This is a genomic window from Streptomyces peucetius (assembly GCF_025854275.1).
GTDB classification, from domain to species: domain Bacteria; phylum Actinomycetota; class Actinomycetes; order Streptomycetales; family Streptomycetaceae; genus Streptomyces; species Streptomyces peucetius_A.
On record NZ_CP107567.1, the window covers coordinates 1,001,832 to 1,016,452 of the forward strand.

Sequence of the window (14,621 nt, forward strand, 5' to 3'; positions counted from 1 at the left end):
GACGCTGTGCGTGAGACGAGTGACCCGACGGCACGGCAGCCGGCGAACCGTCAGGGAGCGCGCCTGCCGAGAACGGCGACCGCCGCGACGACCCGGTCCCAGAACCTCTCCACGTCCAGCTCGACAGCGACCCGTGCATTCACCGGCCGGTCCATGTGCCTGTGCAGGTCCACCACGGTCGCCCCGCGGGTGTACTGTCCGTGCAGCTCGACGACCACGTTCGCCTCGACGCAGCGCACGATCCCGGGATCGATCACCCGGGCCACGGCCACCGGGTCGTGCAGCGGAGGGGCGGCGAACCCCCACAGCCGGCGGTAGGCCGACGCGAAGTACGTCATCAACTCCACGCAGACACGTGACAGTCGTGTGTCGAGGCGCCCGAGGCGGTCCAGCACATCGGGAGTGGCGAGCGCCTGATGGGTCACGTCGAGACCGCACATCGTGACGGGGAGCCCGCTGTCGAGGACGACGCCCGCGGCCTCCGGGTCGACATACATGTTGAACTCGGCGGCGGGTGTCCTGTTGCCCCGCCCGACGGAACCGCCCATGAGGACGATCTCGCTGATGTGCCGGGCACTGTCCGGATGGCGGGTCAGCAACAGCGCCACATTGGTCAGCGGCCCGGTGGGCACGAGCGTGACCGGCTCCGGATGCTCCGCCAGAACCCGGTGTATGAGGTCGACCGCGTGCTCGGGCACCACGTCCACGGTCGGCTCCGGGAAGCGCGGACCGTCCAGGCCCGAGTCCCCGTGGACATCGCCCGCGACCAGCAGCGGCTGGACGAGTGGCCGCGCACAGCCCGCGGCGATCGGCACTCCGGTGATGCCGGCGACGGTGCAGACCCGGCGGGCGTTGAGGGTCGTCCGCTCGAGGGTCTGGTTCCCCGCGACGGTGGTGATCGCCAGCAGGTCGATCGCCGGGTCCGCGGCGGCCAGCATGATGGCGATGGCGTCGTCGTGTCCGGGATCGCAGTCGAGGACGACGGGGACGGGCACGGTCACGGCACCTTCCGATCGCGGGGCGCGGAATCACTTCGGGGCAACGAGGTGGGCGAAGACCACCAGGTTCTCGGTGTAGTCCTTCGCCTTGCGGTCGTAACTGCCACTGCAGGTGATGAGCCGCACCTGGGCGTCCGGCGTGTCCGCGTAGACCCGCTCGTTCGGGAAAGCGCCCTTGTGGAAGCTCTCGAGCGAGTCGACGACGAAGGTCGCCGTCGTGCCGTCCTTGCGCCGGACGTGGAATCGGTGGCCCGGCTCGAGTTCGCTCAGCTCCGCGAAGACGGCGGGCGAGGTAACGGTGTCGACGTGACCGGCGATGATGCTGGTGCCGCGTTCGCCCGGGGACACGCCGGCGGCGAACCAGCCGACGAGATTCACATCGTCCGCGGGCGGTGCGTCCAGCGCACCGGACGGCCCGATGGCCAGATCGGTGAAGGGCGCGTCGACCCCGATCTGTGGAATGACCAGCCGTGTCGGGGCCGAACGCGGCAGTGCGGGGTCCGGCGGGGCGGACGGCTTCGACGGCTTCGACGCGTCGGCGGGTCCGGCCACCGGCGCGGGCGCGGTGGGCCGAGGCCCGTCACCGGCCTTACCCGGAGCCGAGGCGGGTTCCGCCAGGGTGTTGACCAGAGTCAGTGCCAGTACGGCCAGTGCCAGCAATCCCAGCAACCACGGCACCACACGACGAGGCACGCCGGTGATCCACGACGATCCTGACGCGTTGGGCGAACGAACAGTCATGCGGCCAGTCCTTTGCACCTTGCTGTCGAAACTGCGGCCGCTGCCTGTGCAGGCAGCGGCCGTAGTCATGTCACTGTGAAGGGCGCGCGATCAGGCCGCGGAGCCGTTCGCGTTACGCCGGCGCAGCATGTAGGCACCCGCGCCCAGGCCGCCGAGGAGGATCAGGCTCCCCGCCGCCATGCCGCTGCCCGAGGAGGCCAGGCCGCCGCCACCGGTGTGCATGCCGCCGCTGGGCTTCTCGCCCTTCCAGCCCTCCGACTTCTCGTACCCACCCGACTCGGACTTGCCGGACTCGTCCTTCTCCCAGTCGTCGTTGGTGAGCGAGGAGAGCGCACCGCCACCGGTGTGCATACCACCGTACGGCTTGTCGCCCTTGTGCTCGTAGTCCTTGTCGCCCTTGTGCTCGTAGTCCTTGTCGCCCTTGTCCTTGTCCTTGTCGTCCTTGTCGTCCTTGTCCCAGTCGTTGGCGACCGAAGCCAGAGCACCGCCACCGGTGTGCATACCACCGTGCGGCTTGTCGCCCTTGTGCTCGTAGTCCTTGTCGCCCTTGTCCTCGTAGTCCTTGTCGCCCTTGTCCTTGTCCTTGTCGTCCTTGTCGTCCTTGTCGTCCTTGTCCCAGTCGTTGGCGACCGAAGCCAGAGCACCGCCACCGGTGTGCATACCACCGTGCGGCTTGTCGCCCTTGTGCTCGTAGTCCTTGTCGCCCTTGTCCTTGTCCTTGTCGTCCTTGTTCCAGTCGGACTTGTCCTTGTGCTCGCTGCTGTACGAGGAGTCGTCCTTGTCCGACTCGGCGACGGCCAGGGCGTAGGCGCCGGGCGCGGCGATGACGAGCGCGGCCGTTGCTGTGGCCGAGGCGAGCAGAATGCGGGCAGAGCGCATTGCGAGATCCTTTCGTCGCGACTACGTCGGCTGACATACCGTCGGCTCGTGGGGGCCGTAGCGGCGACATGATCCACCGTCAGCCCGTCGCGCTCCGCTCACCACTCGGATTGGTTCTTGCGTGGACAGCCGTCACTCCATCAGTTCCCGACCGCGCCACTCCACTTCGCCGCGCCACGCCGATCTGCCAGCGCTGTTGAGCTTTCGGCACCCTCCGTCGGCCCTCGCGCGCCGAGAGTGACGAAGAAAGTGCGGGCTTGGTACGGGCGGGTGAGGCCAGTGACGGCGGCCGGGCGTGGCGGCGTACGCCGACGACGGCGCACACTGGGTCCATGGGTGAGTACCAGGGCGAGGTGACGGTGATCGCCGACGGTGTCGAGTACCCGGCAACGGCGGACCTGCGGTCATGGGGCGAGCAGGACGAGGCGAAGTCGTCCCTCCCGCCGGAGGAGGCGCCGGGGCTGACCGACTGGAACGGCAAGATCGACATCGATGCCGGCGAGGACGGAGCCTGGAACGTCATGGACGCGGAGGCGCACCGACTGCGGATGCCGGACGGCCGGACGGGCGGCTTCGTGGTGAGCCGTCGCTACTTCGGCACCGGGATCCTGCTGATCACAGGCAGTGGCGACCCGCCGTTCTGAGGGGTGCGCCAGTCGTACGGAGGAGTCGTTCGATGACAACCACAGGGAGCACGTTGCACGGCCGTACCGCCGTGGTGACCGGGGCGGCACGCGGCGTGGGCGAGGCGATGGCCCGGGAGCTGGCGGCCCGCGGTGCCAGGGTGGCCCTGCTGGGCCTCGAGGAGGAGCGGCTGACCCGGGTCGGGGACTCACTGCCGGGGGAGACGTGGTGCTGCGTGGTCGACGTCTCGGACGACGCCGGGATGGCGCGCGCGGCCGCTGAGGTCCGCAGGCGCCTCGGGCCCCCGTCCGTGGTCGTCGCCAACGCCGGTGTGGCGGAGGGCGGACCGTTCGCGGAGTCGGACCCCGCAACCTGGCGCCGGGTGGTCGAGGTGAACCTGGTCGGCAGTGCCGTCACGGCGCGGTCGTTCCTCCCGGACCTGTTCGAGACCCAGGGGTACTTCCTCCAGGTCGCGTCGCTGGCCTCCATCGGCGCGGCCCCCATGATGAGCGCCTACTGCGCGTCGAAGGCGGGGGTGGAGTCCTTCGCCCACTCGCTGCGGGCCGAGGTCGCCCATCGTCGGGTGGAAGTGGGTATCGCCTACATCAACTGGACCGAGACCGACATGATCCGGGACGCCGACGCGTACGCGGCGCTGCGGGAACTGCGCGGGCACATGCCGCCGCCGGCACGCAAGGTGCATCCCGTCGATCACGTGGCCGACCGGCTGGTCACGGCGATCGAACGGCGCAGGCCCGCCGTCTACCTGCCCCGCTGGCTGCGGGCGACCCAGCCCGTGCGGGCCGCGATTCCGCCGGTCGTGACGCGGCTGTCCCGGCGGGAGCTTCCCCGGCTCGGGGCCGACCGGTTCGAGCCCACGGGTCTTCTCGGCGACGGTGGACGGGCGGGCCTCACGGGCACCCGGGGAGCGCCCCGCTGAGCCGTGCGTACGGCGGCGCCGGCCGTCATCCGGCCGAGGGGTGAACCTGTCAGCCCGACGTGTCCGGGCGAGCCCGGCCGAGGCGCCCCCATTGCGATGAGTTCGGGCCGGGTCGCGAGTCTCTTCTGGTGACCGCCGTAGAACGTCGTACGACACGGCCCGGCACGAGACACCACCGGAGGACACCATGACGACCACGCCGGACGACCCGACCACCGCGCTGCCCGGCCGCCCGCCCGTGGTCGATCCGGCCACCTGGCGTAGCGCCCGTGACGAACTGCTGGTCCGCGAGAAGGCCCACACCCGCGAGGGCGACGCCATCGCCGCGGCCCGCCGCCGGCTGCCGATGGTGGAGTTCGACGGGACGGTCGAGGTCGTCGGACCAGACGGCCCTGTCCCGTTCCTGGATTTGTTCCAGGGACGCGACGAGCTCGTGGTCTACAAGCACATGTGGTACGACGGCGCGCCGCACCAGGGGCAGTGCGAGGGCTGCATGACCACCGCCTGGCACATGAAGGACGCCGTCTACCTCAACGCCCGCGGCGTCTCGTTCGCCGTCCTGACCACGGGCCGTTGGGACGAGGTGGCCTCCTACGTCGAGTTCATGGGCTACACCCAGCCCTGGTACTCGGTGCGCGACGTGGACCCGCCGGTCGGCGGCAGCATGGGTCACATCACCTGCTTCCTGCGCGACGGCGACCGCGTGTTCCTCACCTACTCCACGACGGGCCGTGGCAACGAGCCCGTCAACGGGGTCCCTCGGCCTGCTCGACATGACGCCCTACGGCCGCCGTGAGGCGTGGGAGGACAACCCCGAGGGCCGGCCCGAGGCCCCTCAGGCCGACTCGCCGGTCGGTGGACACGGCTCGCCGATCTGCTGGTACTGGCGCTCGGACGCCGACGGGAACGCCACCTGGGGCCCGACCAGCCGCCCCGTGCCGCAGTGGACCCGCCCCGGCGCGACCCCCGTGGAGACCCTCGGCCGGCGCGGCCACCACCACTGACGCGCCCTCAGCGAGGTGCCGGACGCCGTTCTCCTCAGCCGTCCTTGTCCTGAGCCGACTCCTGGATCTCCTGGTTCGGCAGCAGAGCGTCCGCCGCCTCGCTGTCCTTCTCCACGTCCCTGCCGAGCCGCGTTCCGGCCTCCTCCATTTCGCGGATGACCTCGTCGGCTGCCGTGTCCGTCTCCGCTCGGCGCTCGTTCCCGCCCACCGGGCCTCCTTCTTTCCGGTCGGGCCCGCGTCTTCCGCGGGCCGGTCTTCTGCTGGGCGCCCCCGCGTCCACGGGCACGGCAGATCCCGCGCCCGGGCGGAGCCCACCGCGCGAGTGCCCCGAGGCACGGCTTCCGAACCGTCAGCCGCGCCCACGGCGACAACAGCCAGTTTGAACGGAATTGCGCAGGGCACCCGCGAGCACTGGAGGTGATCAGGATGCCTGAGCCCGGCAGCAAGGAGTACGACACGCGACGGGCCAGGAAGCGCAAGGACGCCGAGAGCGCCGGCGTGCCGGACAGTCACGCCAACGACGAAGCCAACGCGTCGCTCCAGGAAGTCGCGCACTGGCGCAGTCAGGGCCCCCGAACCGAGCGCGGTCGTGCCCCAAGGGGGACCGCGAGCAAAGCGGCGACTGAGCCCGGCGCGCACCCGAAGGCCGCGAAACCGGAATCCGGAGGGACATTCCGATGACCGGCGAAGACGCCTCGAACACGCAGGTCCCGCGCCATGACGCGCTGCCGCTTCCCGACTACGACCACCTGCCGATCGAGGCCGTGCGGCAGCGGATCCGTGCGCTTTCCAGGGACGAACTCCAGCAGGTTCTCGCGTACGAGAAGGGCCACGCCGGCCGGCTGCTCGTGATGCAGACCATGGAGGCGAGACTGCAGGAACTGGCGGACGGCGGCAGCCCGGCGCAAGGCTCGCCCGACGCTGTCGCACCCGAACGGGCACAGGGAGCGAGCGGCGGATCGAAGATCTCACCGGAGACGGCGGGCCCGCCCGTGAACCCACCGTCGCACGGCACACCGCAGAACCCGGCGCAGCCTCGTTGAACGGGTGCGCCCGGCGGTGGACGGACGCCTACTGCGGGCGCGTGCGGTGAAGCGATTCCATCAAGGAGGAGGAAGTCATGCCGGCAGGGTCCAGCTCCAAGCGGGAGCGTCAGTACGAGCACATCAAGGAGGGCGCGGAGAAGCGCGGAACCTCCACAGGGCGGGCGAAGGAGATCGCTGCGCGGACCGTCAACAAGGAGCGGGCACGCTCGGGTGAGTCGAAGACCGCCGGCAAGACTTCGACCCGGGACAGGAAGTCCGCCTCCGAGCGTGGCGGCGAGCGGTCCGGCAGCGGGGCCCAGGGCCCGACCAAGGACCAGCTGTACGAGGAGGCCAAGAAGAAGAACGTCGAGGGACGCTCCTCCATGAACAAGCAGGAACTGCGCCGAGCGCTCGGCCGCTGAGCACTCCGGTTCGGTGCCGGGCGCAACAGAGCGGCACGGCGGCCGCGCCAGTGCGGGTGCCGTGCCGCTCTGCCGGGGGCATGCCGGGCTACTGGCTCTCCCGGCTCACTTCCTTGTTCACTTCCGCGGGCGAGTCGTAGGTCCTCTCCGGCAGGGAGCCGCGCGCGCTCATGATCTCCTCGTCGGCGCCGTGCTGCTTGCCTGGTCCAGGATCTGCTTCTTGTCGGCGGGGTAACCCACGTACCCCAGGCACTTCTGCAATTCGATGGGGTTCACAGTCATGGACGGACAGTTACCCGTGCCGGCAGACGGACAGCGCCGGGCGCCCCGAGGTCCACACCGATGGCCCTCGTCCCGAAGACGGTGTACGGGTGACGTGGACCGGCTGTACGAGGGGGGACCGTCCACCGCTGCCCCGTCCACCGCCGGCCCGTGCCGTGCGGCCGTGAGCGCCGGGCACGGGCATAGGGAGGCCGGCAGCGCGACTGCGCTGCCGGCCTCCGACGGCCGTCACTCCTGCTCTTCGCGCTCGCGCCGGCCACCCTTGCGCTCGTCGCTCTTGCCCTCCTCGGCCGCCTTGCGCTCCTCGGCCTCGCGCGAGCGCGAGAGTGCCTGGCGGCTGCTGTCGGTCCTGGGGTCGTCGTCCGCCACCGGCTCAGGGTCCTTCGCGTCCTCGGTGTGCGTGTGCTGCCCGGACTTCAGGTAGCCCTGCATCTGGTGCTTGAGCTCGTCGTCCTCGCGGGGACTCTTGGGATTGCTGCCACGTTGCATGGCTTTCGCCTCCAGGGTTCGGCTCGAAAACCCCCTGTTGATCGCCGGGTACCCGTCGGCCGGACACCGACACGCCCGCTCCGCGCCGTCACCCTTGCGGCCCGGCCCGCGGCGTGGCCGCAGCCCTACCGGGTACCGGTCGTGGCATGAACGCACTGGCGATCGGCTGCACGCGCGGCGCGGCGACGGCACCGGCGGCGTATCCGCCGGACGCACCTCCGGGGTGAGCACATGACGCGGAGGTATCGCCGGGCGGCCGACTACGTGGCCGCCGCGCTCATCTTCCTCCGTGACAACTCGGCGCGGCCCTGGACGCTCCCGAACTGTCCGTGACGCCCCGTTGCCCACCCCACCTCCGCCGGCGCGCCCACGGTGACCGGCGTGTATCTGCCGCCTGACACCAACACGCTGCACCACCTGCTGCACGGGAGGCCGAACCCGGACCGCTTCCACGTGCGCGGCTATGTCGGGGAAGGCACCACGACCACCCCGTACGACCTGCTCGCCGGCAACGGCGTCTCCCGGCACGACCTGGCGATCACGGCACTGCGGCATCTGCGCGGCCGCCCCGGTGCCATCGGCGACCTGGCCACCGGCTACGCGCGCCACCGGGACCGGCTGCGCGAGGAACTGCGGCGCACGGGGGTCGACCCCGCGGAGATCACGGAGTGGACGTGGGGGGCCGGGGTCTGAGTGCGGCCGTTCTGCTTCAGGGGAGAACCTGTCCGACGCGGTGTGTCCGACGCCGCCGTGTTTCCACGCTTGTGTCGGACGAACTCTGTCTGGCGCAGCACATCGGCATGACAATGGGAAGGAGGCGAAACTCGCCTTCGCTCCGCCCGCCGGCTGTCGGCCGTCCGGGACCGGGCTACGATCGATCACCACCCCGCACCTGGCGCCCCGCGCGCCGCCCGACGAGACCGCTGCGCCATCGGATGCCGTGACCCGGCAGAACGCGGCCCCAGAGCCGACCCGGCAGAGTTGGAGACCCCCGGTGTTCTACTACGTGCTCAAGTACGTCCTTCTCGGGCCTCTGTTGCGGTTGCTCTTCCGTCCGCGCATCGCAGGGCTGGAGCACATCCCCGCCGAGGGTGCGGCGATCGTCGCGGGCAACCATCTGTCCTTCTCCGACCACTTCCTGATGCCGGCGATCATCAAACGGCGCATCACCTTCCTCGCCAAGGCGGAGTACTTCACCGGGCCCGGCCTCAAGGGCCGGCTGACGGCGGCGTTCTTCCACAGCGCCGGACAGATCCCGGTCGACCGCTCGGGCAAGGAGGCCGGCCAGGCGGCCATCCGTGAAGGGCTCGGAGTGCTGGACAAGGGCGAGTTGCTGGGCATCTATCCCGAAGGCACCCGGTCGCACGACGGCCGGCTCTACAAGGGCAAGGTCGGGGTGGCCGTCATGGCGCTCAAGGCGGGTGTGCCCGTGGTGCCGTGCGCGATGGTGGGGACCTTCGAGATCCAGCCGCCCGGTCAGGTGCTCCCGAAGATCAAGCGGGTCACGGTGCGTTTCGGGAAGCCGCTGGACTTCTCGCGGTACGCGGGCCTGGAGAACCAGAAGGCGGCGATCCGCGCGGTCACCGACGAGATCATGTACGCGATCCTCGAACTCTCCGGCCAGGAGTACGTCGACCGCTACGCCGCCGATGTCAAGGCCGAGCAGCAGGAGCAGGAGCAGCGCGCGGGCAGAACGAGCCGGTTCCCCCGGCGGCGGAGCTGACACGGAGCCGCTGTCACGCCTACTGCCTGCGGGAGGGCGGCCGGGTCACCGGCCGCCCTCGCTTGTCACGGCTGCCCCGCGGCGACACTCAGCGGTGCGGCGCGTCGCCGAGCACGTCCTGCCGGGCCTGGTCGAGCAGGCGGCGCAGCGCGAGCGCGTCCTTCGCGAGCGCGGTGACCAGCGCGGCGGGGCCGGCGAGCGGGGTGAGCACCGCGGTGGGCCCCAGCGTGCGGGGCCCGGGCGGCCGGTCGCCGAACGCCGGGTCGACGACGATGAGCTGGCCGACCGCCCGGTGGCCGGCGAGTACGGCGGGTCCGTCCCAGCCGTCGGGGGCACCTGGCCCGCAGGCGAGTTCCGTGTCGAGCAGGGGACGGCCGGCGCGGTGGACGGTGAGTCGGGTGGTGAGCGTGCCGGGCTCTTCTTCATGGCGTCCGAGGATCTGTTCCTCGCGGAGCAGCAGGCGTGCGCCGGCGGCGAGACGGACCCGGGTGTGCGTCCGCAGGTCGCTGCCGCGTGCGGCGATCAACTGCTCCGGCAGCCAGTGCAGTTCGGCGTCCTCCCCGACGTCCAGGGCGAGGTCGTAACGGGCGGGCTCGGAGCCGCGGCCCGGCAGGGCGACGGTGGCGGCGGCGGAGTCGACGGTCAGGCGCGTGCCGTCGCGAACGGTGGCCTCGACGGCGAGCCGGTCGCCGCCGAGCGGCGCGCTCATCGCGCCGACCATGGTGACCCGCAGCCCGGGCCCGTGGGCCCGGGTGCGGCGCAGCGCGATCGGCCCGTCGCCGGCCAGGACGGGCAGTGCGGTGTGGTCGGCGACGATCCGGGCTGTTGCCTCGATGCTCATGCGCTGCTCAGCCGGTCCAGGCGGCGAGCTGCGCGCGTACCCACGCGGCGACCGGAGCGATACCGTCTGCTCCGCGCAACGAAGTGAAGACGACGGGCAGTTCACCGCGCTGCTCCTTCGCGTCGCGCGCCATCCGGGCGAGGTCGGAGCCGACGTGCGGCGCGAGGTCGGTCTTGTTGACGACGAGCAGGTCGGCGGTGGTGACCCCGGGTCCGCCCTTGCGCGGGATGTCGTCGCCGCCGGCGACGTCGATGACGAAGACCTGTGCGTCCACCAGTCCCTTGGAGAAGGTCGCGGTCAGGTTGTCGCCGCCCGATTCGACCAGGATCAGATCGAGCGGGCCGACACTGTCCTCGAGGTCCTCCACGGCTTCGAGGTTGGCCGAGATGTCGTCGCGGATGGCGGTGTGCGGGCAGGCGCCGGTCTCGACGGCCTGGATGCGTTCGGGCGGCAGCACCGCGTTGCGCAGCAGGAACTCGGCGTCCTCGCGGGTGTAGATGTCGTTGGTGACGACCGCGAGGGAGAACGCGTCGCGCAGTTCGGCGCACAACGCGGCGACGGTGGCGGTCTTGCCGGAGCCCACCGGCCCGCCGAGCCCGATCCGCAGGGCGCGCCGTGTGCCGTCGGGGCGTGCCGCGTCGGCGCTGACGGCGGAGGTGCTCTCGTGGTGGTGGTCGAGGTGCATGGTGCGGGCTCCTTGATACGAGTGCGGGGGCGGGGCCAGGGCGGCACAGGGCTGGGCGGGTCAGGACGCGAAGAGGCGCACCGGCCAGGCCGCGTGCTCCTCCGCGGTGATCTCCAGCAGCGGCGCGGACGCCGCCGGCAGTGCGTCGACGCCGTCGCGCGCGGCGGCCGCGGCCCGTGCCGCCACCGCGTCGGTCTCGGGGGCGAGGCGGGCGAGGACCGCCGTGGCCTGGAAGGGGTCCAGGCTCAGCAGGCGTACCGCCGCGGTCGCCGGGCCGCTGACCGTCTCGTACGCCACGCAGTGCGCGGCGTCCTCGGCGCCGAGGCCGGCGGCGCGAGCGGCCGTGCCGAGCACGACGGGCTGGTGCGTGCCGCGCGGGAACCGGGCGGCGAGCGCGTCGAGCAGCGGATCCGGCCAGGTGGCACGGGCCGCGCGCATCATCTGCCGGCCGAGCCTGCGGGCCGCCGCCCGCAGGGCCGGCGAGGGGGTGCGGGCGTCGGCGGCGGCGTCGAGCTCGGCCGGGTCGTGGCCGAGAGCGGCACAGGCGGCCAGCGCCGCGGAGGTGAGGCCGGTGGTGTGCAGCCTGCCCCGGCAGAACGCGGCGAGGTCCGCCGCGTCCTTGATGCGCCCGGCCCGGACGGCGGCCTCCGCCCCGCCGGAGTGCGCGTGGCCTCCGGCGGGGAAGCGGCCGTCGGCGAGGACGAGCAGCGCGGCGCGGCTCATACCGCCCACCCGGCTCTCGCGGCGGGCGGACCGGCGCGGTCCGGCCGGCGCGGCACGTGGGTGCGGCCCGGCCGGTCACCGGGGCCCGGACCGGCGGCGGGGGTCCTCGTCCTGGTCGTCATCAGAACAGGAAGTACCGCTGGGCCATGGGGAGTTCCCTGGCGGGCGCCGGTTCGACGGCTTCGCCGTCGATCGTCACCGTGAACGTGTCGGCGTCGACCTCCACCCGTGGCAGGGCGTCGTTCTCCCGCATGTCGGCCTTGGTCACCCGCCGGGTGCTGCGGATCGGCACGAAAGCCTTGTCCAGGCCGAGCCGTTCGGGCAGGTCGTCCTCGATCGCCGCCTGTGCGACGAAGTTGAGGGAGCTGCCGGCCGCCGCGCGGCCCAGTGCGCCGAACATCGGGCGCGGCAGCACCGGTTGGGGCGTGGGGATCGAGGCGTTCGCGTCTCCCATCTGGGCGTACGCGATCTGGCCGCCTTTGATCACGATCTGCGGCTTCACCCCGAAGAACGCCGGCTCCCACAGCACGAGATCGGCGAGTTTACCCGTCTCCACCGAGCCGATCTCGCCGTCGAGGCCCTGCGCGACCGCGGGGTTGATCGTGTATTTGGCGACATAGCGACGTGCCCGGTGGTTGTCCGCGCGCCCGTCGCCCGCGAGCGCTCCCCGGCGTTTCTTCATCACATGCGCGGTCTGCCATGTGCGCATGACCACCTCACCGATCCGGCCCATGGCCTGCGCGTCGGAGGAGATGATGGAGATCGCTCCGAGGTCGTGCAGGACGTCCTCGGCCGCGATGGTGGACGGCCGGATGCGTGACTCCGCGAAGGCCAGATCCTCGGGGACGGCGGGATTGAGGTGGTGGCAGACCATCAGCATGTCGAGGTGCTCGTCGATGGTGTTGACGGTGTGCGGCCGGGTCGGGTTGGTCGAACTGGGCAACACATACGGCTCGGAGACGACGGTGATGATGTCGGGTGCGTGCCCGCCGCCCGCGCCCTCGGTGTGGTAGGCGTGGACGGTGCGGCCCGCGACGGCGGCGAGGGTGTCGCCGACGAATCCGGCCTCGTTCAAGGTGTCCGTGTGGATGGCGAGTTGGGCGCCGGTCTCCTCGCAGACGCCCAGGCACGCGTCGATGGCCGCCGGAGTGGCCCCCCAGTCCTCGTGGATCTTGAAGCCGAGTGCCCCGCCGCGCAGTTGGGAGTGCATGGCGTCACGGGAGGTGGTGTTGCCCTTCCCGAGCAGGCCGATGTTGACGGGACAGGTGTCCAGCGCCTCGAACATCCGGGCAAGGTGCCAGGGTCCCGGTGTGATCGTGGTGGCCTTGGTCCCTTCGGCCGGTCCGGTGCCGCCGCCGACGAGGGTGGTCACTCCGGTGGCGAGTGCCTGCTCGACGAGGGTGGGCGAGATGAAGTGGACGTGTGCGTCGACGGCCCCGGCGGTGACGATCTTCCCGTTGCCGGCGATGATCTCGGTCTCGGGTCCGATGACCAGGGCCGGGTGGACGCCGTCCATGGTGTCGGGGTTGCCCGCCTTGCCGATGCCGCTGATCCGCCCGTCGCGGAGGGCGATGTCGGCCTTCACCACACCCCAGTGGTCCAGGATCACGGCACCGGTGATCACGGTGTCGGGCGCGCCCTCCGCCCGTGTCGTACGGGACTGGCCCATGGACTCGCGGATCACCTTGCCGCCGCCGAACACCGCCTCGTCGCCCGCGCGGCCGGGTCCGCCGGAGCGGTCGTCCTCGATCTCGACGAGCAGGTCGGTGTCGGCGAGCCGGATGCGGTCGCCGGTGGTCGGGCCGAACAAGTCGGCGTACACGGCGCGGTGCAGTTCAGCCATCGAGGCGTCCTCCGGTCTCTCCGCGCAGCCCGGCCACGATCCGTCGGCCGGCGAGCGGTACGAGTTCCACGTCGACGGGGACGCCCGGCTCGAAGCGGACAGCGGTGCCTGCGGCGACGTCGAGCCGCTTGCCGCGGGCGGCGGCGCGGTCGAACACGAGGCCGGGGTTGGCCTCGGCGAAGTGGTAGTGGGAGCCGACCTGGACCGGGCGGTCCGCGGCGTTGACGACGGTGAGGCGGGTGGTCTCGCGGCCCTCGTTGAGCGGTACGGGCCCGTCGCCGTACAGGATTTCTCCGGGAATCATGTGCGTCACGCCCCTCAGAGGATCGGCTCGTGGACGGTCACGAGCTTGGTGCCGTCGGGGAAGGTGGCCTCCACCTGGACGTCGTGGATCATCTCGGCGATGCCGTCCATGACGTCGTTCCGGGTGAGCACCTCGCGTCCGGACGCCATGAGTTCGCTGACGCTGCGGCCGTCGCGGGCGCCTTCGAGGATGTGCACGGTGATGAGGGCGACGGCCTCCGGGTGGTTCAGCTTCAGGCCGCGCGCCTTGCGCTTCTCCGCCACATCGGCGGCCACATGGAGGAGAAGCCGTTCCTGCTCGTGCGGAGAGAGTTGCACGCGTCCACCTCACTGTCGTCCGGCCCGTGATCGCCGGTCGTGATGGACCGTAGCGCGCTTCAACACTTTGTTGACCTGCACGCGGGTGTTCCACGACCAGGCGTTGAACCTTAGGACGCAGTCTTTTCCGGCGCTTTTCCGACGCGTTAACTGATCTTGGGTTCCCGCATCGACATCAGGGCGCGCAGCCCGTCCTCCAGTACCTCGACCTGTACATCGCCGAAGAGGGCCTGCTGGGCGATGAACCCCTGGGCGGTGGCGATGAGGGTGCGGGCCACATGGTCGGGGTCCACGTCCGCCTCCATCTGCCCGGACGCCCGGTAGGCGCCGACCAGGTCCGCCCAGGCGCGGCGCATGCCGCTGTACCCCTCGTCGAGGATGGCCGCCAGCCGTTCGTTGCGCAGCGTCTCCGTCCACACCTGGACGATGAGCCGGGCGAAGGCCTGCCGGTCCCCGCCCGGCACCCGCTCGATCAGCATGCGCCGCAGCACGCGCCCGAGGAGCACGTCCGGCGTGGGGGGCGGTGTGGTCCGCGCCGCCTCCTCGAACGCCCCCCGGATGCTGGTGAACGCCTCGTCGGCGATGGCCGCGATCAGCTCCTCCTTGCTGCGGAAGTAGCGGTACACGGCACCGGCCGACAGCCCGCTCTCGCGCAGGATGTCCTGCATCGACGTGGCGTGGAAGCCGTTGCGGGAGACGCAGCGGGCGGCGCCGTCGAGGATCTGCCGGCGGCGGGCGTCGAGGTGTTCCTGGGATACGCGAGCCATGGTCCAAAAGTAGA

General features: G+C 71.4%; 19 protein-coding genes and 1 pseudogene. 7 read left to right on the top strand and 13 right to left on the bottom strand.

Annotation, left to right across the window (positions count from 1 at the left end; genetic code table 11):
• Window positions 1-50: 50 nt before the first annotated feature.
• The 3 genes from OGH68_RS04650 to OGH68_RS04660 all read right to left on the bottom strand — a co-directional run bounded on the left by OGH68_RS04650 (window position 51) and on the right by OGH68_RS04660 (window position 2,618).
• Complete coding sequence (locus tag OGH68_RS04650; RefSeq protein WP_264249904.1) at window positions 51-995, bottom strand: nucleoside hydrolase; 945 nt, start codon at window positions 993-995, stop codon at window positions 51-53.
• A gap of 33 nt (window positions 996-1,028) precedes the next feature.
• On the bottom strand, window positions 1,029-1,739 hold the full coding sequence (locus tag OGH68_RS04655) for a class F sortase (protein ID WP_264242033.1): 711 nt from the start codon (window positions 1,737-1,739) through the stop codon (window positions 1,029-1,031).
• A 90-nt stretch (window positions 1,740-1,829) separates the two neighbouring features.
• A complete protein-coding gene (locus OGH68_RS04660) occupies window positions 1,830-2,618 on the bottom strand; it encodes a hypothetical protein (protein ID WP_264242034.1) in 789 nt (262 codons plus the stop codon).
• A gap of 332 nt (window positions 2,619-2,950) precedes the next feature.
• Between OGH68_RS04660 and OGH68_RS04665 the strand changes: the two genes are divergently transcribed.
• The 3 genes and pseudogenes from OGH68_RS04665 (at window position 2,951) to OGH68_RS04675 (ending at window position 5,186) form a co-directional block, all read left to right on the top strand.
• The gene (locus OGH68_RS04665; protein WP_264242035.1) at window positions 2,951-3,262 is read left to right on the top strand and encodes a hypothetical protein; all 312 of its coding nucleotides are present in this window, start codon (window positions 2,951-2,953) and stop codon (window positions 3,260-3,262) included.
• Between the two features lie 32 nt (window positions 3,263-3,294).
• Entirely contained in the window at window positions 3,295-4,182 is an 888-nt protein-coding gene (locus OGH68_RS04670) for an SDR family oxidoreductase (RefSeq protein ID WP_264242036.1), read from the top strand.
• Window positions 4,183-4,369: 187 nt separating this feature from the next.
• Window positions 4,370-5,186 (top strand): annotated as a pseudogene (locus OGH68_RS04675) (DUF899 domain-containing protein).
• Between the two features lie 34 nt (window positions 5,187-5,220).
• Here the strand turns inward: OGH68_RS04675 and OGH68_RS04680 are convergent.
• Entirely contained in the window at window positions 5,221-5,394 is a 174-nt protein-coding gene (locus OGH68_RS04680; RefSeq protein WP_264242037.1) for a hypothetical protein, read from the bottom strand.
• Window positions 5,395-5,863: 469 nt separating this feature from the next.
• Here OGH68_RS04680 and OGH68_RS04685 point away from each other — a divergent pair, with 469 nt between their 5' ends.
• A complete protein-coding gene (locus tag OGH68_RS04685) occupies window positions 5,864-6,229 on the top strand; it encodes a hypothetical protein (protein WP_264242038.1) in 366 nt (121 codons plus the stop codon).
• Between the two features lie 77 nt (window positions 6,230-6,306).
• On the top strand, window positions 6,307-6,633 hold the full coding sequence (locus tag OGH68_RS04690; protein WP_264242039.1) for a plasmid stabilization protein: 327 nt from the start codon (window positions 6,307-6,309) through the stop codon (window positions 6,631-6,633).
• Between the two features lie 88 nt (window positions 6,634-6,721).
• Here the strand turns inward: OGH68_RS04690 and OGH68_RS36365 are convergent, their stop codons facing one another.
• Both OGH68_RS36365 and OGH68_RS04695 read right to left on the bottom strand, forming a co-directional pair.
• Window positions 6,722-6,805 (bottom strand): hypothetical protein, encoded by an 84-nt coding sequence (locus tag OGH68_RS36365; RefSeq protein ID WP_413471086.1) that lies wholly within the window; start codon window positions 6,803-6,805, stop codon window positions 6,722-6,724.
• Between the two features lie 338 nt (window positions 6,806-7,143).
• Window positions 7,144-7,404, bottom strand: a complete 261-nt coding sequence (locus tag OGH68_RS04695) for a hypothetical protein (protein ID WP_264242040.1) — start codon at window positions 7,402-7,404, stop codon at window positions 7,144-7,146.
• A 381-nt stretch (window positions 7,405-7,785) separates the two neighbouring features.
• Between OGH68_RS04695 and OGH68_RS04700 the strand changes: the two genes are divergently transcribed.
• Both OGH68_RS04700 and OGH68_RS04705 read left to right on the top strand, forming a co-directional pair.
• The gene (locus OGH68_RS04700) at window positions 7,786-8,097 is read left to right on the top strand and encodes a hypothetical protein (protein WP_264242041.1); all 312 of its coding nucleotides are present in this window, start codon (window positions 7,786-7,788) and stop codon (window positions 8,095-8,097) included.
• Between the two features lie 301 nt (window positions 8,098-8,398).
• The gene (locus OGH68_RS04705) at window positions 8,399-9,127 is read left to right on the top strand and encodes a lysophospholipid acyltransferase family protein (protein ID WP_264242042.1); all 729 of its coding nucleotides are present in this window, start codon (window positions 8,399-8,401) and stop codon (window positions 9,125-9,127) included.
• Between the two features lie 88 nt (window positions 9,128-9,215).
• Here OGH68_RS04705 and OGH68_RS04710 read toward each other — a convergent pair whose 3' ends face one another.
• The 7 genes from OGH68_RS04710 to OGH68_RS04740 all read right to left on the bottom strand — a co-directional run bounded on the left by OGH68_RS04710 (window position 9,216) and on the right by OGH68_RS04740 (window position 14,607).
• A complete protein-coding gene (locus OGH68_RS04710; protein WP_264242043.1) occupies window positions 9,216-9,968 on the bottom strand; it encodes an urease accessory protein UreD in 753 nt (250 codons plus the stop codon).
• A 7-nt stretch (window positions 9,969-9,975) separates the two neighbouring features.
• Complete coding sequence (ureG, locus tag OGH68_RS04715; protein ID WP_264242044.1) at window positions 9,976-10,653, bottom strand: urease accessory protein UreG; 678 nt, start codon at window positions 10,651-10,653, stop codon at window positions 9,976-9,978.
• Window positions 10,654-10,713: 60 nt separating this feature from the next.
• Complete coding sequence (locus OGH68_RS04720; RefSeq protein WP_264242045.1) at window positions 10,714-11,376, bottom strand: urease accessory protein UreF; 663 nt, start codon at window positions 11,374-11,376, stop codon at window positions 10,714-10,716.
• Between the two features lie 121 nt (window positions 11,377-11,497).
• Complete coding sequence (locus OGH68_RS04725; protein ID WP_264242046.1) at window positions 11,498-13,219, bottom strand: urease subunit alpha; 1,722 nt, start codon at window positions 13,217-13,219, stop codon at window positions 11,498-11,500.
• A complete protein-coding gene (locus OGH68_RS04730) occupies window positions 13,212-13,523 on the bottom strand; it encodes an urease subunit beta (protein ID WP_264242047.1) in 312 nt (103 codons plus the stop codon). Before OGH68_RS04730 ends, OGH68_RS04725 begins: the two co-directional genes overlap by 8 nt.
• A 14-nt stretch (window positions 13,524-13,537) precedes the next feature.
• Window positions 13,538-13,840, bottom strand: a complete 303-nt coding sequence (locus OGH68_RS04735; RefSeq protein ID WP_264242048.1) for an urease subunit gamma — start codon at window positions 13,838-13,840, stop codon at window positions 13,538-13,540.
• 146 nt (window positions 13,841-13,986) lie between these two features.
• Window positions 13,987-14,607 (bottom strand): TetR/AcrR family transcriptional regulator, encoded by a 621-nt coding sequence (locus tag OGH68_RS04740; protein WP_264242049.1) that lies wholly within the window; start codon window positions 14,605-14,607, stop codon window positions 13,987-13,989.
• Window positions 14,608-14,621: the final 14 nt, after the last annotated feature.